This is a genomic window from Tessaracoccus antarcticus (assembly GCF_003688855.1).
Classification (GTDB): domain Bacteria; phylum Actinomycetota; class Actinomycetes; order Propionibacteriales; family Propionibacteriaceae; genus Arachnia; species Arachnia antarctica.
In genome coordinates, this window is record NZ_REFW01000001.1 from 1238274 (window position 1) to 1259953 (window position 21680).

18 protein-coding genes are annotated in these 21680 nt (G+C 68.6%); 9 read left to right on the top strand and 9 right to left on the bottom strand.

Going from position 1 to position 21680, the window contains the following annotated elements; translation table 11 throughout:
- Window positions 1–30 precede the first annotated feature (30 nt).
- The 7 genes from EAX62_RS05325 to EAX62_RS05355 all read right to left on the bottom strand — a co-directional run bounded on the left by EAX62_RS05325 (window position 31) and on the right by EAX62_RS05355 (window position 9500).
- Window positions 31–1026, bottom strand: coding sequence for an NAD-dependent epimerase/dehydratase family protein (locus EAX62_RS05325; protein ID WP_121900556.1), 996 nt, complete (start codon window positions 1024–1026; stop codon window positions 31–33).
- On the bottom strand, window positions 1023–3641 hold the full coding sequence (locus tag EAX62_RS05330; RefSeq protein WP_121900557.1) for an alpha/beta fold hydrolase: 2619 nt from the start codon (window positions 3639–3641) through the stop codon (window positions 1023–1025). Before EAX62_RS05330 ends, EAX62_RS05325 begins: the two co-directional genes overlap by 4 nt.
- Complete coding sequence (locus EAX62_RS05335) at window positions 3635–4657, bottom strand: 3-oxoacyl-ACP synthase III (RefSeq protein ID WP_121900558.1); 1023 nt, start codon at window positions 4655–4657, stop codon at window positions 3635–3637. Before EAX62_RS05335 ends, EAX62_RS05330 begins: the two co-directional genes overlap by 7 nt.
- A 176-nt stretch (window positions 4658–4833) precedes the next feature.
- On the bottom strand, window positions 4834–6282 hold the full coding sequence (locus tag EAX62_RS05340; protein WP_121900559.1) for a hypothetical protein: 1449 nt from the start codon (window positions 6280–6282) through the stop codon (window positions 4834–4836).
- Window positions 6283–6303: 21 nt separating this feature from the next.
- On the bottom strand, window positions 6304–7746 hold the full coding sequence (locus EAX62_RS05345; RefSeq protein WP_121900560.1) for a hypothetical protein: 1443 nt from the start codon (window positions 7744–7746) through the stop codon (window positions 6304–6306).
- 76 nt (window positions 7747–7822) lie between these two features.
- On the bottom strand, window positions 7823–8155 hold the full coding sequence (locus tag EAX62_RS05350) for a hypothetical protein (RefSeq protein ID WP_121900561.1): 333 nt from the start codon (window positions 8153–8155) through the stop codon (window positions 7823–7825).
- A 25-nt stretch (window positions 8156–8180) separates the two neighbouring features.
- Entirely contained in the window at window positions 8181–9500 is a 1320-nt protein-coding gene (locus EAX62_RS05355; protein WP_121900562.1) for an MATE family efflux transporter, read from the bottom strand.
- A 73-nt stretch (window positions 9501–9573) separates the two neighbouring features.
- On the opposite strand from EAX62_RS05355, the gene EAX62_RS05360 reads away from it, so the two are divergent.
- From EAX62_RS05360 to EAX62_RS05385, 6 genes are all read left to right on the top strand, one after another.
- On the top strand, window positions 9574–10389 hold the full coding sequence (locus EAX62_RS05360) for a spermidine synthase (RefSeq protein ID WP_147454023.1): 816 nt from the start codon (window positions 9574–9576) through the stop codon (window positions 10387–10389).
- The gene (locus EAX62_RS05365) at window positions 10377–11498 is read left to right on the top strand and encodes a glycoside hydrolase family 76 protein (protein ID WP_121900564.1); all 1122 of its coding nucleotides are present in this window, start codon (window positions 10377–10379) and stop codon (window positions 11496–11498) included. The genes EAX62_RS05360 and EAX62_RS05365 overlap by 13 nt, the downstream gene beginning before the upstream one ends.
- A gap of 144 nt (window positions 11499–11642) precedes the next feature.
- Entirely contained in the window at window positions 11643–12896 is a 1254-nt protein-coding gene (locus tag EAX62_RS05370; RefSeq protein WP_199711122.1) for an MFS transporter, read from the top strand.
- 62 nt (window positions 12897–12958) lie between these two features.
- Window positions 12959–13693 (top strand): class E sortase, encoded by a 735-nt coding sequence (locus tag EAX62_RS05375; protein ID WP_233557815.1) that lies wholly within the window; start codon window positions 12959–12961, stop codon window positions 13691–13693.
- Window positions 13690–14229, top strand: a complete 540-nt coding sequence (pyrE, locus tag EAX62_RS05380; RefSeq protein WP_121900565.1) for an orotate phosphoribosyltransferase — start codon at window positions 13690–13692, stop codon at window positions 14227–14229. Before EAX62_RS05375 ends, pyrE begins: the two co-directional genes overlap by 4 nt.
- 56 nt (window positions 14230–14285) lie before the next feature.
- Window positions 14286–15053: a LemA family protein gene (locus EAX62_RS05385; protein WP_121900566.1), complete on the top strand. Its 768-nt coding sequence runs from the start codon at window positions 14286–14288 to the stop codon at window positions 15051–15053.
- 100 nt (window positions 15054–15153) lie between these two features.
- Here EAX62_RS05385 and EAX62_RS05390 read toward each other — a convergent pair whose 3' ends face one another.
- The gene (locus EAX62_RS05390; protein WP_233557851.1) at window positions 15154–15780 is read right to left on the bottom strand and encodes a DedA family protein; all 627 of its coding nucleotides are present in this window, start codon (window positions 15778–15780) and stop codon (window positions 15154–15156) included.
- 144 nt (window positions 15781–15924) lie between these two features.
- Between EAX62_RS05390 and EAX62_RS05395 the strand changes: the two genes are divergently transcribed.
- The 3 genes from EAX62_RS05395 to fbaA all read left to right on the top strand — a co-directional run bounded on the left by EAX62_RS05395 (window position 15925) and on the right by fbaA (window position 18279).
- A complete protein-coding gene (locus tag EAX62_RS05395) occupies window positions 15925–16548 on the top strand; it encodes a TrmH family RNA methyltransferase (RefSeq protein WP_121900568.1) in 624 nt (207 codons plus the stop codon).
- 51 nt (window positions 16549–16599) lie between these two features.
- Window positions 16600–17139 (top strand): hypothetical protein, encoded by a 540-nt coding sequence (locus tag EAX62_RS05400; protein WP_121900569.1) that lies wholly within the window; start codon window positions 16600–16602, stop codon window positions 17137–17139.
- Window positions 17140–17253: 114 nt separating this feature from the next.
- Window positions 17254–18279 carry a class II fructose-bisphosphate aldolase gene (gene fbaA / locus EAX62_RS05405; protein ID WP_121900570.1) on the top strand — a complete coding sequence of 342 codons (1026 nt, stop codon included), beginning with the start codon at window positions 17254–17256 and terminating at the stop codon, window positions 18277–18279.
- Between the two features lie 143 nt (window positions 18280–18422).
- Here the strand turns inward: fbaA and EAX62_RS17370 are convergent, their stop codons facing one another.
- On the bottom strand, window positions 18423–21563 hold the full coding sequence (locus EAX62_RS17370) for a S8 family serine peptidase (protein WP_147454024.1): 3141 nt from the start codon (window positions 21561–21563) through the stop codon (window positions 18423–18425).
- Between the last annotated feature and the right edge of the window lie 117 nt (window positions 21564–21680).

Consider the following 21680-nt stretch of genomic DNA (forward strand, 5'->3'; position numbering starts at 1 on the left):
GTGCTCCGGGGGCAGGTTCAGCCGCGGAGATCAGGTCAGGGGGTGGTGGGCGTAGTGACGCCGCATCCGGGCGAACCCCTCATCAAGGCTGACGCGTGGTGCCCATCCCAGGACCTGCCGCGTCCGCCGCTGGTCGAACCAGTGCGCCGTGGACAGTTGTTCGGCGAGGAAGCGCGTGATGGGCGGATCGCTGGTGAGGTCGTGACCGAGGCGCTCACGGAGAGCGGTCACCGCGTCGACGCCGCTGCCGGCCCACCTCGCCAGGACGGCGGGCACGTGGCGCGTTGGCGCCGGGGCACCGGTGGCGCGCGCCCACCCGGCCAGGATCTCGCCGATGGGTCGGGGTTCGCCGTTGGTCACCACGAGGGACTGCCCACGTGCGTCGTCGCACCGGTCGAGGGCGGCCACGAGGGCGTCCACGGCGTTGTCGATGTAGATGGTGTCCACCAGGGGGGCACCGGACCCGATGACGGGCAGGCGACCGGACCGGGCGCGGCGGCCGATGCGCTCCACGAGCTGCGTGTCGCCGGGACCCCACACGATATGAGGCCGAACGGCGACGACGGCGAGCTCACCACGCGCGTCGGCGGCGAGCGCTCGCTGCTCGGCCATGGCCTTGCTGCGCGCGTAGTGGCCACGAGCGCGTTCAGGGTCGGCGCGACCGGAGCCGGCGCCCACGAGTGAGCGGCCCGCGTGGGCCACCGACGGGCTGGACACGAACACCATGCGCCTCACGTCCGCGCCGAGGCATGCCTGCAGCAGCGCCTCCGTGCCGTCGACGTTGATGCGTCGGTAGTCCTCCCAGGAACCAGTGACGTTGACCTTGGCCGCCAGGTGCACCACGGCGTCGCAGCCGTCGACGGCGCGTGTCAGGGAGTCGAGCTCGGTGATGTCGCCCAGGACCTCGCGCAGGCGCAGACCAGAGGGGCGGCGTTGCAGCACCGTGACGTCGTCACCGCGGGCGGCCAGTGCGCGGGCGACGTCGCCGCCCAGCAGGCCGCTGGCCCCGGTGACGAGCACCCTCACGGCGCGCCCACCCTCCCACCGGAGAGGACGCGCTCGGCCCAGTGGGCAAGTCGGGCGCGGTCCACCTTCGACTGGTGTCGCACGTCCACGGGGAACGCGGAGGTCCGCAGGACAGCGGCAACGGGGACACGCGTCACGGCGGCGGCGGACTCCCTGACTGCCGCGGTCAGGTCAGCACCGACGAGAACAGGACCAGAGGCCTCGGTGTCGACGACCACCACGAGGGCCTGGGTACCGACGGGACCCACTCCCACAGCCGCCGCATTGGCGACACCGGACAGTTCCAGAACGGCCAGTTCCAGCGCGACTGGCGTCAGCGGACCATCGGCCGTGTGGATGACATGCTGCCGACGCCCCTCCACCCAGAGGCGACCCTCGGGGTCCAGGTGGCCGACGTCGCCGGTGCGGTGGGAGCCGCCGTCGCGGGCGCTGGCGTGTTGCGTGGCCCAGAGTTGGTCGTAGTGGTCTTTCACATGGGCGGCCCTCACGATGATCTCGCCGGTCACATCGGGGGCGGTCGTGGGAAGACCGTCGGGTTCGGCGGGATCCCGCGGGAGGGGCGCGATGCTGACCTCGACACCTGTCAATGGTGTTCCGACGCAGACACCGTTGCCGGTGCCGGCGCGCTCCAGGCCGGCGAGGTCGATGTCGGAGACGGCCAGGCATTCAGTCATGCCGTAGGGGGTGTGCAGTTCCGCGTTCGGCAGCACCGTCTGGACCTTGCGCAGCAGCGACACCGGGATGGGGGCGCCGGCCGACATGGCCACCCGCACCCGGGCGAGGCTGGCCCGCTGCGCGGCGTCGAGGGCGCTGGCGGTGGCCACCACGTTGCGCAGGGACGCAGGGGAGGCGAACACCGTGGTGGCGTCCGCCGCGGCGATGGCGTCGGCGAGACCAGCGGCGGTCAGGGTGGAGGGTGCGGTCACGTCCATGTCCGGCACCACCGAACCCACCCCCATGGCGGGGCCGTACAGCGCGAAAGGCGCGAACGCCGCCACGAAGCTGTCGGCGGGCGTCAGCCCGTAGAGCACCTTGATGTGGCCGGCTTGCGCGCGGATCTGGTCGGAGCGGTAGAGAACGCCCTTGGCCGGACCCGTGGCGCCCGAGGTGAACAGGACGGCGGCCTCGGCGTCGAACGCCGGCAGCGCCGGGGCGGGAGCGTGGCCGCCGCGGCGACGCACGTCGTCTAGGGTTTCGGCCACCCGCACGGGTCCGTACCCATGGGGGCGGCGCACCAGGGCGCCGATGGCGGAGCTGTGGCCCTCGACGAGGATGCGGCGTCCCGGTACACCCAGGAGCGCGACTGCGGCGAGCCCTTTGGCGATGCCGATGACGTGGTCGATGCCCGCTCCACGCAGCGCGCGGCGCATGCCGGCCAGGCCGAGCCCGGCGTCGGCCACCACGACCACGGCGCCGACTCGCCAGCAGGCGTAGAGGGCGACGGTGAGGTCGATGCCGGGGGGGACCAGAAGTGCCACGCGCTGGCCGGGTGTCACCCCGCCTGCTGCCAGGCCGGCTGCCACGGCGGCAACATCGGCCTCCAGCTCAGAAAACGTCATGCGTCGTCCGTCGGCGACCTGCGCCACGGCCAGGTCGTCCGGGGTGTCGCGGACCCTTTGCAGCAGGGCGGACCAGGCGGGGCCGTGCTCCGCGGGTGTCCGGTGGGTGTCCGCCCCGGAGGACGGCTCCCCATCCTCGACCCGCGCGGCGATCCACGCCCACGTGTCGTTGGCCGTGCGGGGTGCGTCCTCGGTGACGAGGTGGCCGGCCCCCTCGTAGCGGTGGATGTCGGCGTGCGGCATCCGGGCGTGCAGGTCGCGCAGGTGCGCCTCGCTGAACACCGGGTCGGCCGGGCCCCGCAGCAGCAGGACGGGCACGTCAAGCGAGGTGAGGCCGCGTGCGATGTGCTCGAGCGCCGGCCGTGACGGGTGTGTCGGTTCGGCCGGGATGTCGGCCACGAACTGCCCCACGAAGCGACGGTCCGCGGGGTAGCGGTAGGGCGCGGCGAAGGCGTCACGCACATCGCGCGGGAGGCGGGGCCGGGACAACGCCGTGGCCGCCCGGACGAACAGGGGTGTGCGGACACACGTGAGGTCGGCCAGCGCCCGCGCCGGGCGTAGCGGTGTGGGGAGGCCGGAGGAGAAGTCGTGGTGGACCGAGGTGTTGGCGAGGACGAGGCCGGCCAGTTGGTCGCGGTGTCGCAGCGCCCAGCCGGAGGCGATGATGCCACCCCAGTCGTGACCCACGGCGACGACGGGGCCGCTCAGCTGCAACGCATCGGTGAGGCGGCTGAGGTCCTCGACACGCTGCGCGAGGGTGCGCGGATGGGCGAGGGAGCCCCGCGGGTCCTCTGAGAATCCCATCCCGAGCTGGTCGACAGCGATGACTCGCCAGCCGGGCCGGGCGGCGGACAGGAAGCGGCGCCACACATAGGACCAGGTGGGGTTGCCGTGCACGCACAGCATGGTGCCGAGGAAGGCCGGGTCACCCTCGGCGTGGTCTGCAGCGGTGTCCAGTACGTGCCAGCGCCGTTCGACGCCGTCGGCATCGGTGGCCGTGACGTGGCGGGACCACGCCGGATCCAGACCGGGGAGCGGTCCGGGGAAGCTCACCATGCGACTTCCGTGAACGACGTGTTCAAACCCGATCCGATGCCCATGAGCAGGACGCGGTCGCCACTCTTCAGCGACGGCGCCTCCTGCGCAAGGGTGAACGGGACGGACGCCGCGGCGGTGTTGCCGTGGTGGACCAGCGAGACCGCCAGCTTGGAGTTGTCCAGCTTCAGAGCCCTGCTGAGTCCGCGCAGGTGGGACGTCGACGTCTGGTGCGGGATGTAGGCGTCCATGTCGGACCATTCGAACTCGGACTTCGCCTCTTCCCATGCCGTCGTCACCAGCGCCATGCCCTCGACGTAGAGGGCGCGGCTGTCGGTGTGCATCTCCTCCATGGTGCCGATGCACAGGCCGTGGTGTGAAGTCCCCGCACGGCTCAGGCCGCCGATGATGCGGTGACCCTCAGGGTGCTGGTCGACGCGTCCCAGCACCATGGCGGCGGCACCGGAACCCACCGTCAACGTCGCGAACGCTTCCTTCAGTTCGTCCTTGGTGGTCTCGCCGTTCACGAGCCGGTCCAGGGTGCGTTCCTGGGGCTCCCGCGTGCCTTCGGAGGCGACGATGAGGGCGTAGTCCGCCTGCCCCGCGTCGATCATGGACCCGGCCACCTGCATGGCGTTGACGAAGCCGAGGCAGGCGTTGGTGATGTCGAAGTTCAGGCAACTGGTGGGCATGCCGAGTTCGTCGTGCACCTGGGTGGCCACGGACGGCTCGAGGTGTGGCCGCGACACCGACGCGTTGATGAGCAACCCCACCTGGTCGGGCGTCACACCCGCCTGCTCCAGCGCCATTCGACCTGCTTCAACGCCGCCGGTGATGTAGCTGGTGCCCTCGGGCCACCACCGACGCTCCTCCACCCCGGCCAGACCGGCGAGACCGCCGCGGGCCATGCCGATGCGGGCGTAGGTTCCCTCCAGGCGGTCGTCGAGGGAGTCCGAGGTGACGACCTCGGGTGCTTCCACGCGCGTCACTGCAAGGATGGCGGTGTTCGCGAGACGAAAAGTGGCGTTGCCAGACATGTGTGATTCCTTCCGGCGGGCAGCGATCTCCAGCGTGTCCGCGGTTGCCGAGCGTACCAGCCGCCGAACACCTTTCAGGCGTCGAATGAGTACCCGTCGGGGGGAACGCAGGGACCCCTCCGCGGCGCGAAAGAGCCCCTCATCGGTAATCTCCGGCAATGTTGGTCAGGACTGCGTCAGCTGAACCTGACGATGTTGTTGAAGACCCAGGCGTCTCTGACGGCGTAGGTGTAGCCGCCGCCGGTGGTGGCTGTGGCTGTGATGACGGAGACGAGCATGTAGCTGCGGCAGCCGTTGCGTCCGGTGTGTGCGTTGTCGCACTCGGTTTTCCACTGGCGGCCGTTGATGGTGTGGTTGCCGGGTTGGGCCAGGGGGTTGCTCTTCCAGAGGGTGCGTGCTGAGGGGAGGTAGGTGAGGTTGTTGAAGGCCCAGCCCTTGGCGTGGACGTATCTGCCGTTGATCACCTGGATGGTGGTGGCCTGGATTTCTGTGCGGCAGCGGGTGGTCCGGGAGTAGGGCTCGCAGGTGGTTTTCCAGTCGCGGCCGTTGTAGTGGTGGGTGCCGGGGGTGGTGTAGACGTCGAACGCCTTCGGGGTGGCGACGAAGCCCCGGGTGACCCCGTAGTAGGAGCCGTCCGCGACGTTGACGAGGCCTGTGATCTGGCCGGCGTTGTTGACGTCGAATGCTGCCTTCACCGTGACACCCTTGGGCAGCGTGATCAGGTCATTCAGGTCATGGACCTTGCCCTCCGCCCAGAGGACGCCACGGTCGTAGCCGGCCATGGTTTCTGCGGACGCGCGACCCGCGCCGACGATGAGGCCACTGTTGTTGATGGCCGTGGGCCCCTGCACGTCAAGGCCGGGGGCCGTGGGAAGCCATGATGGCTTGCCGGAGGCGTCCCAGATCACGGACCTGTCCGAGCCGTTCTTCATGGTCGCCGTGCCCACTGCGACACCACGATCGTTGACCGAGCCGCCTTCGCTGGCGACGGAGCCCGACGGCTTGCCCAGCGCCTGCAACGTCTTCCCAGCCCAGCGGAGGGGGGTTTGTCCTGCCCCGCTGTGGTTTGATCCGACGACGAAGTTCCCGCTTCCGGAGATGCCGTTCGTCTGGACACCGGTGAGTGTTGTACCCGCCAGCGTGTGGGGCAGCACGGTCCTGGATTCGATGCTGGACCAGATGCTGCCGGCCATGTCGAGAACCGTGCCGGTCTCCGACACATCGATGAAGCGGTTGTCCTGGGAGGCTCCGTTCTGCAGGACGCTCAGCGAGCCGTTGCGCCAGATGAACGGGCGCCACCAGGTGGTCTCCGCCGTCGTGTTCCCGGCCACCACCCCGTTGCCGGAGATGCCCGCCACCTCCGCCGCTCCCTTGACCACCACCTGTGGTGATTGTCGGGTGGTGGCGCGCCACACGACGAGGTCGGTGCGGACCCCGTCGCTGGAGGTTCCCGCCACGTCGCCGGCGTCGTTGATGGACGCCGCCCGGACGTACTCATCCCCCGGAAGCGCCGGGAGTACCTCGATGGTGTAGCTCGGCGGTGCTGCGTGGGCCAGCGGTGCCGTGGTGATGGCGAGACCGGCGATGAGTGCAGCGGAGGATGCGACTGCAAGGAGTGTGCGCACGTGTCCAGACCTTTCTGGGACCTAATTGAACTTGACGATGTTGTTGAAGACCCAGGCGTCTCTGACGGCGTAGGTGTAGCCGCCGCCGGTGGTGGCTGTGGCTGTGATGACGGAGACGAGCATGTAGCTGCGGCAGCCGTTGCGTCCGGTGTGTGCGTTGTCGCACTCGGTTTTCCACTGGCGGCCGTTGATGGTGTGGTTGCCGGGTTGGGCCAGGGGGTTGCTCTTCCAGAGGGTGCGTGCTGAGGGGAGGTAGGTGAGGTTGTTGAAGGCCCAGCCCTTGGCGTGGACGTATCTGCCGTTGATCACCTGGATGGTGGTGGCCTGGATTTCTGTGCGGCAGCGGGTGGTCCGGGAGTAGGGCTCGCAGGTGGTTCTCCAGTCGCGGCCGTTGTAGTGGTGGGTGCCGGGGGTGGTGTAGACGTCGAACGCCTTCGGGGTGGCGATGTAGCCCACCTCGGGACCCTCAGCGGGTGAGGCGACGCCGATGATCTGGCCGGACGCGTTGATGTCGATGGCGGTCTCGATCGTCATCCCCTCGGGCTTGCGGACCACGTCGTTCAGGTCGAACACCGCACCGTCCTGCCAGACCAGCGCGTGCCGCAGGTCGTCCACACTGCCCACGACTGTGCCGCTGTTGTTGATGGCCAGCGCCTGGACGCTCCCGAAACTCTTGCGCATCGGCAGCGCCGATGGCGTGCCCTTGCTGTCCCAGATGACCGGAGTCGCATTGGGGAAACCGAGGGGGCTCGGCGGCGAGCCCCAACCCACTGCCACGCCCGCGTCGTTGACACCCGCGACGTCGTGGTCCTCAGTCCCGTACGGGGTGCCCAGCACCTTCATCGCCTTGTCGGTCCATCTCACGGCGTCGCCGTACTCGCCGGAGTCCCGCGCCTTTCCCACGACAAACCTGCCGTTGGAGGAGATGTCGGCTGTCTCAAGTTCGGCGTAGGTCCTGGAGCCGACCGTGCGGGACAGTTGGGTTGCGGCCGTTGGGCTGGTCCACAGCGCACCGCCGGAGGTCAGGGCGATGCTGTTCTCCGAGATGGTGCTCCAGCCTCCCTGCGAGCCCGCGCCGGTGGCAACGACGCTGCTGGTGCCGTTGCGCCACAGCAAGGCCTTCCAGCCGCCGGCCCCCGGTGCGGACTCTGCAATGACTGGCACCACGCCCGTACCCGAGATGCCGTACGCGGTGCTTGTGGGGGCGATCCTCACCGGGTGTGCGCGGGCACCGGATCGCCATAAGGCACTTGCGTCATTGTTCGTGCCGTTGGCCCTCAGCAGTCCGACCACATCCCCCGCATCGTTGAGACCCGTCGGCTCAACACCCCAGTATCCCGCGACTGGAGGCAGCAGCTCGATGGTGTACGACGGTGGCGGTGCTGCATTGGCCGTAGGTGTGGTCGCGATCCCCAGTCCTGCGATCAGGGCGGCTGCCGACCCGACCGCGAGCAGTGTGCGCATCGCTGTGCCTTTCGCTGAGTGGTCCAAGCAGCGTAACCCGTAGTGAACAACACCATGCGGGGTGGGACATGATTCGTCAGAAGGTCTTGCTGCCCAACTCGTTGACGATGAGGACGACGATCACCAGGACCGCCGTCACCAGGCCCAGCACGGCGAGCCACGCGGCGCGACGTCGGGGACGCCGGGCCGCCAGAACCACCCATGCGAGTGTCACGAGGAGGGTGATGCCCGCACCGACGGAAGCGGCCACGCCCCACTCCTCGACGTGTGTTCTCTGCACCGTGCCCCCATCCTGCTTCCCGGAGGGGACGGAGAACGTCACGACGGCTGAGGGCAGCGCCATGAGGAAGCTGAACAGTGCAGTGAGCGCCAGGAGGACGGCCAGGGTGATTCGGAGTGGGCGGCGCATGCAAGGAGTATGGCGGTGGGCGGGATCAGGCACCGGCCCTCAGCCATGCCTCGCCACGCTGGCGCCAGGCCAGCGTGGCGGCGCGTACACCCATGAAGCCGATGCTGAAGGCCGCCCACAGCCACACCAGTCCCGGGGTGCCGGGGGGTCCCCAGTGGGAGACGGCCAGTGCCAACGGCACGTAGACCACGAGGTTGACGACGCCGACGCGCGCCAGGTAGGGGCCGTCGCCGGCCCCGATGAGGACACCGTCGGCGAGGCAGACGTAGGCGGCGATCGTCAGCGTGCAGCCGATGACCAGCAGGGTGGAGGTGACACCGGCGCGGACCTCGGCATCAGGGGAGAACAGCGAGGCCAGTGGCCCCCGCAGGAGAATCACGCCGCCGCCCAGCACCACCCCGGCACCCAGCGACCATCCCAGCATCCGCCGCACCAGCGCCCGGACCTCGTGGATGGCCCCCGCCCCCAGCGCCAGCCCGATGAGCGTCTGCCCCGCGATGCCGAGCGCGTCGAGGGCGAAGTTGAGGAAACCCCAGATGTTCCACGTCACCTGGTGGGCTGCCAACGCGGCGGCACCCTTGCCCGCTGCCACCCAGGTGGTCAGGACCAGCGCGGCCCGCAGCGTGAGGGTGCGCAGGAAAAGTGGACCGCCGACGATGAGGCTGGAGCGCATGCCGTGCAGCGTCGGGGCCAGGTCCGCCCCCGCGCGAGCGCCACCCTGACGCACCACCCAGGCAGCCGCCAGGCCCATGGCCGTCTCGGCGATGGCCGTGGCCGCACCGGAGCCCCCGATGCCCATGCGCAGGCCGAACACCAGGACGATGTCCAGAACGACGTTCAGTACCGATGCGCTGATGGCCAGCACCATGGGGGTCCGGGCGTCGGCCAACCCGCGCAGCGTGCCCGTGGCGGCCAGTACCAACAGCATCCCCGGCAGGCCTGGCAGCGACCACCTCGCATACGACAGCGCCTGGGCGTGGACCTCACCGCTGGTCCCCAGCCACGTCAGCAGAAAGGGGCTGGCAAGCCACGTGAGTGCGCCCAGTACCACCCCGAGACCGACGGCCAGCCACATGGCCTGCGCGCCCAGCTCGAGCGCGCGCCTCCGGTGACCGGCGCCCAACTGACGTGCCACCACCGCCGTTGAGCCGTAGGCCAGGAAGACCATGAGCCCCGTCAGCGTCGACGTCACCGTCGCGCCGGCCCCGAGTCCGGCCAGCGGCTCCGTGCCCAGCCGGGCGACGATGGCGGTATCGGCCAGCAGGAACAGCGGCTGGGCCACCAGCGCAGCAAAAGCAGGGAGCGCGAGCGCGAGGACGCGCCGGTTGATGCTCTGCTCGGACATCTTCCTCCGCGGCTCGGCTGTGGGACACGGGCAGTCTAGGGCCCGTCTCGCGCCGCTTTGTATGCTCGTGCCCATGCCCGATCGCCTTGTCCCCGACGACGCCGTCGCTGGCGCCTTCCACGTGAAGTTCGGCCACACGTCCCAGTCGTGGGTGGACCCGTCGCGACCCGATGTCCTGTTGTTCGAGTACGTCAACCACGTGGCCATCGTCCTGGAGCACACCGTGCTGAACGCTTCACAGGAGCGGCGTCTGCGCATCATCCACATCGGCGGCGCGGGCATGACCATGCCCCGGTGGGTGGCGTGGCGGCGACCGGAAACGGCACAGATCGTGTGTGAGCCGGACGCCGAGCTCACCGAAGAGGTGCGGCGCAAGATCCCGCTGCCGGCACGCTCCGGGATCAAGGTACGCGACATCGATGGTCGAGCGGGAGTGACGGCGATGCCCGCCGGCTATGCGGAGGCTGTGGTGGTGGACGCCTTCGACGGCGCCCGTGTGCCGGCGGAACTCGTCAGCGGCGAGTTCATGGATGATCTGCAGCGCATCGGTCGTGAGGAGTCGATGGTCGTCTTCAACGTCACGGACAGGGCACCCTTCCCCTGGGCCAAAAGGGTTGTCGCCGGCATGCGTGAGCGGTGGCGGCACGTGATCGTCGGTGCCGAGGCTCCGGTCCACAAGGGCAAGCGTTTCGGGAACCTCCTGCTCGTGGGGTCCAGGTTCAAGCCCGACCTCGCGGCCATTCGCAGGGACTCCATGCGGCTGCCCTTCGGCTACCGCTGGCTGGATGGTGCCGAGCTGGACGGGTGGTGCGCCGGGGCAGAACCCTTCACCGACGCCGACACCCGGCACTCGCCCGATCCATCAGGCAGCAAATTGTGGTTCTCCTGAGCGGGCACCCCGTGGCGGGCACCGGCCCGGACCTGCGTGCCGCCACAGCCGAATCCCTCGTGCTGGGGGGCTTCGTCGGACGCTTCCTCCACCTGCCCGGCACCCTGATGGGCAGGACCGTCGCGTCCATCCCGGATGTGGTGGCACAGCGCAGGGTGGTGGTGACCCGAGGTACCCCGTTCCACTACTGGTGGCAGGCCCACCTGCTGGATGCCATCGTCGACGGCGGGCTGCGCCGGGTGGGCGTAGGTGATGCGTCGGGCGCCCGGCGCTCCGCCCGCCTCGCCCGTCGCCTCCTGTGGACCATCATCCTGAGGAACCGCGGCACCCTGCGCAACGACTTCTTCGACGACATGGGATGGCTCGCGCTGGCGCTCCAACGGCTGGACATCCTGCAGCGGCATCTCGGCGCGGGGCGTCCCGACGTCCTCGTGCGGCGAGCCCACCGCACCCTGACCCGGGAACTGCGCTCCGGTGTCGACGGCGGTGGCGGCGTCTTCTGGAACAAGGAGAGGGACTTCCTCAACGCGGCGGCGGCCGGTCCCGCAGCCCTGTACCTGGCCCGGTCCGGACGCGTCGCAGAGGCGCGTGTGGTCGTGGACTGGCTCCACCGCCACTTGCTGGATGACAGGGGCCTCATCATCGACGGCCTCCGCTCCGACGGCACGCTGGCCGTCGAGGTGTACACCTACAACCAGGGGCCCGCGCTGGGGGCGCTGCTGGAGCTGGGGGAGCCGGGCGACCTGGAGCGAGCCACATCGCTGGTGCGCACCGCGCAGGAGCACCTGACGCAGCGCGTGGGCCCACGTCAGGTGCTCATCACGCACGGCACGGGTGACGGGGGGCTGTTCACGGGGATACTGGTGCGCCACCTCGCCCTCGCCGCCCGCCATCACGGGCTGAGTGATGATGTGCGGGGCATCGCCGCAGGGTTGGTGCGCTCGACCAGCGATGCGTTGTGGGAGGGGAGGGACGCGGCCACAGGGCTGTTCCCCACGTCGACAGCACGCCCCGCCCGCGGGAACCACAACCCCAGCGCCCGGGTGGAGCTCGCGACGCAACTGCAGGCCTGGATCGTGATGGAGGCTGCCGCCCGTCTCGACCACTGACGGCGCCCCTGCCGATTCGGCAGTGCGCGGAGCGGCGGGTAGAGTGATGCATGCCTGCGTGTTTCGCCCGTGGGCCCCCGCCTGCTCCCGCTGGCCATCTCTGGCCGAGGGACCCTTGCGGGACGCCGCTCAGAAAGCACACTCGTGCCGTCGTCACCTTTCAGCGCCCTCGCGCACTACAAGTCCCTCTTCGCGATTTCATCGGGCAGGTCCATGGCGCTCGCCGTCGCTGCCCGCGCGCCCTACGCCATGATCCCGCTCGGCACCATGACGGCGATCACCGCATCCACGGGGTCGGTCGCCTCCGGTGGACTCGCCACAGGTGTGGTCTCCGTCGCCACCGCCGTCGCGTCCCCCCTCATCGGGCGCTGGGCGGACCGCCGTGGACAACGGTTCGTCCTTCGCCTCCTCACGCCACTCAACGCCGCGGCCCTGGTGATGCTCCTGGTGGCTGCGCTGTCCGGCTGGGACGGCCCGTTGTTGTGGGTGGCCTGCCTGTGGGTGGGCCTCACCTCCCTCCCCATCGGCTCGTTCACTCGGTCGCGCTGGATCGTCGCCGCCCGGCAGCCACGCGACGTCTCCACGGCGTTCTCCTACGAGTCGACGGTCGATGAACTCGTCTTCGTGCTGGGACCGGCCTTCGTTGGCATCGCAGCCTCAGCAGCCGTCCCTGCCGCACCCCTGGCGCTCGCGGCGGCGCTCGTGCTGCTGGCGGGGATGCCGTTCGCGATCACGGCCCCCGCAGTCATCGACATCCCGTCGGCGAACACCACGGTCACCAGGCGCCCGTCCATCGGCACGGTGCTGTGGGCCGTCGTGCCCGCCATCGTCGTCATGGTGTGCATCGGCACCTTCTTCGGCTCCGTCCAGGCGGCCGTCACCGAGCGCTCGCTGGAGCTTGGTCTGGCCTCCCGTGCAGGGCTGGTGTACGCACTCATGGGGGTGGGGTCAGCCGCCACTGCGCTGCTGGCCGTCGTCATCCCCGCCGCTGTACGGCTGTCCACCCGGGTACTGGTGGGCGGACTGGGCATGACCGTGTTCATCCTCGTCACCTGGACCCAGGGATCGCTGCTGCTGACCGCGCTGACCCTCCTCGCAGCCGGGCTCTTCGTGGGCCCCACCATGGTGACGGCCTTCAGCGTTGCGGAACGCCGCAGCCCTTCAGGCGGGACAGGTGTGGCCATGACGGCCATGCAGTCCGCCATCACCATCGGTGTGTCGCTGGGCGCGGCGGCCGGCGGTGCGTTGGCGGCTGCAGAGGGTGCCACCGGGGCATTCTTCCTCGCTGCCGCTGCGGCGCTCGTCATCGCGTTGACCGGCACCATGATGATGCGAATGAAGGCGTCGGCGCCCATCACGATCGCTGATACGACCATGGAGCGCGTGCCTGCGTTGTGACGTCACGCGACCCTGCCGGGGCCCGCGTGCAGGAAACTGCGGTGTACGCGAGAATGGCGCACATGCAACAGGGCAGGCGGGGCACGGACGTGGCGGACTCGATGGCGTCGGGCGCCGCACCCGCACCCGCGCGGAAGCGCCGCCCGGTGTCGCCCCTGACGTTCCTGGGTGTGGTGCTGCTGGCCGCGGGGCTGGTGTGCCTGGGGTGGGTGGGGTGGCAGTACTTCGGTACCAACATTGTCTCCAGGCAGGAGGCGGGCAAGGAGATCGCCGCGCTCAAGGAGTCGTGGGGTGGGCCTTCCGCCGCCCCCACCGCGACCGATGAACCCGTCGACGGCGACGGGACACCCCTGGCGGGCAGCGCCCAGTGGCTGATCCGCATTCCTGCCTTCGGCAGCGACTACGTGTGGCCCATCGTCGCCGGCGTCGGCGTCAACGACCTCTCGAGGGGCGTCGGCTGGTACCCGACGACGTCCCAGCCCGGGGAGGTGGGCAACTTTGCCCTGGCGGGCCACCGCATCACCCACGGTGAACCGTTCCGGCGCATGCTGGAACTCACCGTCGGGGACACCATCATCATCGAGACGCGCGACGCCGTGCTGACCTACGAACTGACGTCGGCACCCGGCCAACTGACGGTGCAGGACACCGAGACATGGGTCCTGGACCCCGTCCCCGGCCATGAGGACGTGACGCCCTCCGAGGCCCTCATCACGCTCACCACCTGCGAAGACCTTTTCCATTCCCCCGACCGCTCCGTGGCGTTCGGCAAGCTCGCAACGACGGAGACGAAGTGACTGACAAACAAGAACTGATCCAGCATGTCAAGGATCTGGCCATCGTCCACGGCAAGGTGACGCTGGCCTCCGGCAGGGAGGCCGACTACTACGTCGACATGCGGCGCGTCACGCTCGACGGTGCCGCCTCGCCGCTGGTGGGCAGGGTCATGGACGAGCTCACCCGTGACCTCGACTTCGACGCCGTCGGCGGACTGACACTGGGCGCCGACCCGGTGGCCACCGCCATGCTCCATGCCCGTGCCGCCGCCGGCGGACGCCTGGACGCTTTCGTGGTGCGCAAGGACGCGAAGGCCCACGGACTGCAACGCCGCATCGAGGGCGCGGACGTCGCCGGCCGCCGCGTGCTGGTGGTGGAGGACACGTCCACCACGGGTGGCTCCGCCCTCACCGCAGTCGAGGCCGTGCGCGACGCGGGCGGTGAGGTGGTGGCCGTGGCCGTCGTCGTCGACCGTGGCACCGGCTCCGCTGAGCGGGTCGCCGAGGCGGGACTGGAGTACCGCTACGCGCTCGGTCTCACCGATCTGGGTCTCTGAGCCGGGGCTCGCGCTACGGTTGATTCGGTCTTCGTCACCACCTCAAGGAGTCTTTGATGGAAGTTCTGCTCGTCCTCATCGGAATCGTCGTCGTCATCGGTCTCATCGCCGTGCTGTGGGGAGTGGGTGTTTACAACGGTTTCATCAAGGGCCGCAACCTCATCCAGGAGTCCTGGCGGCAGATTGATGTTGAACTGAACCGTCGCTACGACCTCATCCCCAACCTCATCGAGACCGTCCGCGGGTTCGCCGCCCACGAACGCAACACGCTGGAAGAGGTCACCCGGCTGCGCAACTCCGCCGCCGCGATGGCGTCCCAGTCCCACGGGGCCCCCAACGAGCAGCGCGCCGCCGTGGAGGCCGAACTCGGCCAGGCCGTCCGCAACCTGATCGTGTCCGTGGAGGCGTACCCGCAGCTCAAGTCGAACGTGAACTTCCTGGAACTGCAGCGGGAGCTCACCGACACGGAGGACCGGATCGCGGCCGGCCGTCGGTTCTACAACGCCAACGTGCGCGACTACAACACCAAGCTGGAAACCGTCCCCAGCAACATTGTGGCCGGTTTCGCGAAGTTCGAGAAGGCCACCTACTTCGAGGTCAACGACGCCATGGTGCGTCAGGCACCCTCGGTGAACTTCGGCGAGATCTCCTCGCGCCCGGGCGTCGGCCAGGGCAGCCAGAACCCCAGCGCCCTGCCCAACCCGGGCCAGTTCAACCAGCCCTACTCCGCACCCTCGGCGAACCCCCAGCAGCAGCCGCAGTGGCAGCAGAACACGCCGCCGCCGCAGCAGGGTGGCCAGCAGCCGCCCTGGAACACCAACTGAAGGGGGGCGGCTTCGCCGCCCTCACAGCTGAACGGCCCGGCTCCCACGTGGGAGCCGGGCCGTTCAGCGTCGGGTGGGATCTGCCCGTCGACGGGATCGGTCAGTCACCGATGGTGGCGGGGGAAACCTGGCCACCCCTGCGGCGACGAGCGAGCAGCACCTCGGCGACCATCGGGAGGATGGAGATGAACACGATGAGGATGAACGCCACCTCGATGTTGTTGTGGACAACCGGTATCTGGCCCAGGAAGAACCCCAGCACCGTCACGCCCGAGGCCCACAACACGCCACCGATGGCCGAGTAGGTCATGAAGCGGCGGAGATTCATGTGGGCCACTCCGGCCACCAGCGTCACGAACGTACGCACCATGGGCACGAACCGCGCCAGGATCAGGGCCCGGGAGCCGTACTTGTCGAAGAACTCGTGGGTCTGGTCCACGTACTTCTGGTTGAACACCTTGCCCATGAAGCCGTCCCGGGGCTTGAACAGGGGCGGACCCACCCATCGCCCGAGGAAGTAGCCGGACAGGTTCCCCAGGACTGCCGCGAGCGTGAGGACCACGCAGGCCCACACCAGGGTGGAGGCCTTGGAGTCCGTCAGGGACACGGTGCCGAGCGCCACGAACATCCCGATGGTGAACAGCAGCGAGTCGCCGGGGAGCAGGGAGAACAACCCGCACTCGGCGAAGATGATGAGCGCGCACCCCCACAGCGCCCAGTTGCCCATGGCGGTGATCAGGTACTCCGGGTCCAGCCAGTCCGGCAGGAGCAGGGGCACGAGGACGGCGAGCTCGAAAAGTGTCGTCACGTGGACCAGATTACCTGCGTCGCGTTTGGATCCCCCCATCGTCGTGCAGTAGACACGTGCATCATGGACGAGCACCACACTGACCCGACGGCGCCGCAGGTGGGTGTGGGCCCCCATCCGGAACCGTGGCCGAGCGGCGACCACCTCGATGAGGACCTGCTCCGCGACGGTGACCGCCGCAACGTCCTCGACCGGTACCGGTACTGGAAGCTGGAGGCCATCGTCGCCCACCTGGACCAGCACCGCTCCACTCTGCACGTCGCCATTCAGAACTGGGAGCACGACTTCAACATCGGTTCCATGGTGCGCACCGCCAACGCTTTCAACGTGGCCGGGGTGCACATCGTCGGGCGGCGGCGCTGGAACCGGCGTGGCGCCATGGTCACCGACCGCTACCTCCACGTCCACCACCACGACGACGAAGCGGCACTGCTCGCATGGCTGGGGGAGAGGGGGGTCGCTGCCGTCGGCGTCGACAACCTTCCCGGATCGGTGCCACTGGAGTCGGCCGCCCTGCCGGAGCAGTGCTGCCTGGTGTTCGGCTCCGAGGGGCCCGGACTGACCGATGCCATGGTGGAGGGCTGCGAGCGGCTGGTCGCCATCACCCAGTACGGCTCCACCCGGTCCATGAACGCGGGGGCCGCCGCAGCGATCGCCATGTACCACTGGTCGCTGCAACACCGGTGAGGCTCCCTCCTCACCGTCGTCGGGGAGCAGGGTTGTCGATACCATGGGCGCATGCTGCCTGAGCGTTTCGCCGTCGGACTGACGCCCCTGCCCACCGCGGCACGGGTGGCGCGTCAACGCTCCGCCCTGCGGATGCGCATCATCTCCGCCCTGATCTCCCTGGCGGTACTGGTGGGCATCCTCGTGTTCCTGAACCCGGGCTGGTCCAGGGAACTTGTCATCGGATTCATCGCCATCTGGGTGGCGACGTCGGCCATCTGGCTGGGTCTGACCACCGTGGGGCTGCAGCGCGCCAAGCGTGACCTGGCCTCCATCGGGCACGGTGACGCGTTCTACATCGACGGCCGTGGCATCGAATTCGTACATCCCACGACGGTGCACGCCACCTGGTCCGAGATCACCGCACTGCGCATCGCCGGGGGCAGCCTGGGGGCCGGTCCGAGCCTCGTCATGGAGGTGGGCGGACAACGCGCCGCCACCATCCCCCTGAGCTTCGTCGACGCCACGCCCTCAGCCATCGACTCCGCCACCAGTGCCAGGTCGCTGGGACGTGTGCGGGTGGATGTCAGCGGTATGGACCGCATGTTCTGAGCAGTCGGGGGCAGTGGTGTGGCACCGGATCTTGCCATGGCGGGCCCGGCTGCGAGTCCGCGGGGCGAGGCGATAGGGTTGAGGTGTCAAATCTTCGACATGGAAAGAGGCACCATGGCAGTCGCAACTCCCGAGGTCTACAACCAGATGCTTGACCGGGCCAAGGCAGGCAAGTTTGCTTACCCGGCCATCAATGTGAGCTCTTCGCAGACGCTCCACGCTGCACTCCAGGGCTTCGCGGAGGCTGGCTCCGACGGCATCCTGCAGGTCTCCACCGGTGGTTCCGAGTACTTCTCCGGCCCCACCATCAAGGACAAGGTCACCGGCGCCGTCGCGTTTGCCGTGTTCGCGCAGGAGGTGGCCAAGAACTACCCCATCAACGTTGCGCTGCACACGGACCACTGCCCCAAGGACAAGCTGGACAGCTTCGTGCGTCCGCTGCTGGCAATCTCGGAAGAGCGTGTCGCACGGGGCGAACTGCCGCTGTTCCAGTCGCACATGTGGGACGGCTCGGCTGTCGCGATGGATGAGAACCTGACCATCGCCGAGGAACTCCTCGAGCGCTGCCACAAGGCCAACATCATCCTTGAGATTGAGGTCGGCGTCGTCGGCGGCGAAGAGGACGGCGTCATGGCCGAAATCAACGAGAAGCTCTACACCACCGTCGAGGACGGCATGCACACCATCGAGGTCCTCGGCCTCGGCGAGAAGGGCCGCTACATGACGGCCCTCACGTTCGGCAACGTCCACGGCGTGTACAAGCCGGGTGCCGTCAAGCTGCGGCCCGCGGTGCTCAAGGAGATCCAGGACGCCGTCGGCAAGAAGTACGGCAAGGAGAACCCCTTCGACCTGGTCTTCCACGGCGGCTCCGGTTCGACCGCGCAGGAGATCTCCGACGCGGTGGACTTCGGCGTCATCAAGATGAACATCGACACCGATGCGCAGTACGCCTTCACCCGCCCCGTGGCCGAGCACATGCTCCGCAACTACGACGGTGTTCTGAAGATTGACGGCGAAGTCGGCAACAAGAAGATGTACGACCCCCGCGCCTGGGGCAAGGCCGCCGAGGCGGGCATGGCCAAGCGCGTCGTCGAGGCCTGCGAGCAGCTCCGCTCCGCCGGCACCTCGATGGGCAAGTGAGCCTGACCGCTCGCTGAAGAATCGACGACGAGGGCGTCCCCACCTGTGGGGGCGCCCTCGTTGCATGCCCGGCCCGAACACACACGCCGAAGGCCCGGTCACCCGCAATGGGTGACCGGGCCTTCGGGGTTGTGGCTGTCAGCTCAGCTGAAGCGCACGATGTTGTTCAGGACCCACTTGGTGGTCCAGCGGTAGGTGTAGCCGGCACCCTGGGGGACCGCCTCGATGACCTTGGTCTTCGCGAAGCTGCGGCAGCCATTGCGACCGGTTGCTGCAGTGTCGCACTCGGTGCGCCATTGACGACCGTCCGCGGCGGTCCAGCTCCCCGTGTTGCCCAGGGGGTTGTTCTTCCACAGGCTGCGGGCCGACGGAAGGTACGTCAGGTTGTTGAACACCCAGCCGTTGCTCACGACGAACTTGCCGTTCACCTGTGCGATGGTCGTGGCGTAGATGCTGGTGCGACACCGCGTGGTCTGCGAGTACTTCTCGCAGGTGGTGAACCACTTGCGCCCGTTGACCGTGTGGTAGCCCGGCGTTGAGTACAGGTCGTTCAGCGGCGTCGGGGGCAGGATGGCCGTGACCGTCACCGTCGGGGAGGGCGTCGGCACCGGGGTGTTCTTCACACCGAATGCCGGCGACGTCCAGGACTGCGTGCCGCCGTCACCATCTGCTTCGAGAGCGGTGAGGCGCAGGACGTAGTTGCCCGGCGCCACCTCCTTCATGAGGCCCGACTTCTCCGTGAGCCGACCGTCCCACGACCAGAGGCTGTAGCCCGCATCGCGGGTGACGTTGTCCACGGCGTAGGCCGTCCTCTTGCTGGACTCGATGGGCGCACCGCTGGCCGAGGCCTGCAGCACCTCCACCGTGACGCGGGCCGCCGGGTACGCCACGTGGGCGATCACGGTCGGGAGGTCCTTGCCCAGGTTGAAGACTGCGCCCGCGTCGACGTCGGCGATGTCGAACTCGGGGTCGATGCACTGCTGGCCTTCCCAGACATCACACTTGGTGAGCCTGACCAGCGCAGGGAGGCCGTTGTCGAGGTCGGGGAAGATCGTCAGTGCGCCGTAGTCACCGGCCATGCCGGCAAATGGTACCGAGACGGTCTCGGCTCCTTCGGTAGAGCTCAGGTGCACGAACCCGCTGTACTGCGTTCCTGGCACCGACTGATCGTCGGGGGAGATGGTGACGTCCACCGTTGCGCTGCCTCCGGCAGGCACGGTGACCGTCGTGGCGGAGAACTGGACCGTGGCAGCGTCGATGGTGAACTCGACGGTGTTCTGCGTGGCCTCCGGGTCTGCCGGATCCACGTAGGTGGAGACGGCGTCCTCGGCCTCGAGGGTCCAGGTGGCTGCAGCGGCCCCACCATTGTTGATGGTCAGGGTCTGCGTGTACGGGCCGTCTGCGGATTCACCCGTGGAGATCTTGCCGGGTGACACCGTGGTGGTGCCGACGATGGCCTTGTCCACCTGGATGAGTCCCGCACCCTGGTGATGGGCGGCGTCGAGGACGCCGAGAGTGGGTGCGTAGGAGAACTGGGACGGCTCGGCCGTGTTCTGCAGTCGGGTCAGCACCTGGGCAGGTGTCAGGCCGGGGTTGGCCTGCAGCATCAGTGCGACGGCGCCCGCCACGTGCGGGGACGCCATCGACGTGCCCGAGAGGGTGGCGTAGCCGTCCAGTTCCAGCGGGAAGGTGGAGTAGATGGAGCCGCCGGGGGCGCCGAGGTCGGGCTTGAGGGTCAGGTCCGCGGCGAGGCCCCAGGACGAGAAATCCGAGATGAGGCCGCCCGTGGGGTTGGGCTGCGAGGTCAGTTGGCCCGTGAACTCCACGGTGGGGACATCGGCGTCGTCGGTGAGGAGCGCCACGATGGTCTCCCCGTTGGTCTTGGTGACCGTCACCACCGGGATCGTGATCGCGGTGTCACCCTCGACGGTGGCGCTGATGAAGCCGGCCGCGTTGTTGTAGATGATGAGGGCCTTTGCGCCGGACTCCTGCGCATTGACTGCCTTGGCGGCGAACGAGCACGTTCCGCGGGACGTGATGGCCACCTTGCCGGTCATGTCGGCGGTCTCCGCCTCACAGCCGAGCGGGTCGGTGGTCCCCATGATGGGGGTGCCGTTCAGAACGGACGTGGGCTTCGGCGATCCGGTGGACGGGGAGTAGCCCACGGATACGTCGTCAGCACCGTCGTGGACGATGAGTTCGTCGAGCATGACGGTCGTGTTGTCGTAGGACGCCACGGAAATGACCGACACACCTGTGGAGGGCGAGCCGACAGCCTGGGTGAAGGCGTCACCGTCATTTCCGGCAGCCGCCACGACGACCACGCCGTTGCTCACGAGGCGATCGGAGGCTGTGGAGGTGGGGTAGGTGGGCCAGGACTGGAAACCGTAGCCCAGCGACATGTTGACCACGTCCATGCCGTCCTTCTCGGCGAGTTCCAGTGCTGAGAGGATGATGGCGGTGTCGGTGGATCCGTCGCAGCCGAAGACGCGGTAGGCGCCCAGCGTGACGTCGGGGGCGACACCGGTGGCGCGGGCCGAGGGCGCTGCCCCGACGATGCCCGCCACGTGGGTGCCGTGGCCGTTGCAGTCGTCGGGCTGCGTGTCCTCCTTGGCGACGGGATCGTACTTGGGGCTCGTGGGGTCTGCGTTGTAGTCATCGCCGACGAAGTCGTGGCCATACGCCACGCGTGCCGTCGGGAACGCAGTGGTGCCGTTGGTGCCGCTGCCACCGAAGTCGGGGTGGTCGTAGTCGATGCCGGTGTCGATGATGCCGACCTTGACGCCCTGGCCGGTGAAGCCCAGCTGGCTCTGGGCGACATCGGCGCCGGTCATGGCGATGGCTGAGTAGTCCTGTGGGCTGATGGCCTGCGTCTTCGGGATCGCGACGGGCACCACGGGGTAGACGGCCTTCACGCTCGGCAGCTCGGCGTAGGTGGCGGCCGTCTGTGCGGAGGCATCCACGGAGAAACCGTTGAACAGCGAGGTGTAGGTGCGCGACACCTGGGCGGGAAGGCCCTCTGCGCGTGCGTCGCTGATGAACTTGTCCTGCTGCACCTGGATGGTGCGCTGGGAGCCCCCCACCGAGGTGGGGTTGCTCTTCAGTTCCACGAACCACTGGCCGGTGGTGGCGAAACGGGTGGTCATGTCGGGGGCGGTGACGTAATCGCTGGCGTTGCCGAGCGAGCCGTCCTGGGGGTCGGCGGTGGCCATGGTGGTGGGCGTGAGCAGCACCATTGCTGCTCCCAGGCCCACGGCGCGGCGCCAGGGGAATCTTCGCGTCATCCTAGAGTCTCTTTCGCTTGTCACAGACGGGGTTGGGCCTGACTGTAACGGCGGGCCCGGCCATATCCCGGGCGAATGGGGAAACTGTCCCCGATTGTTACCGCATTGCACTACGGG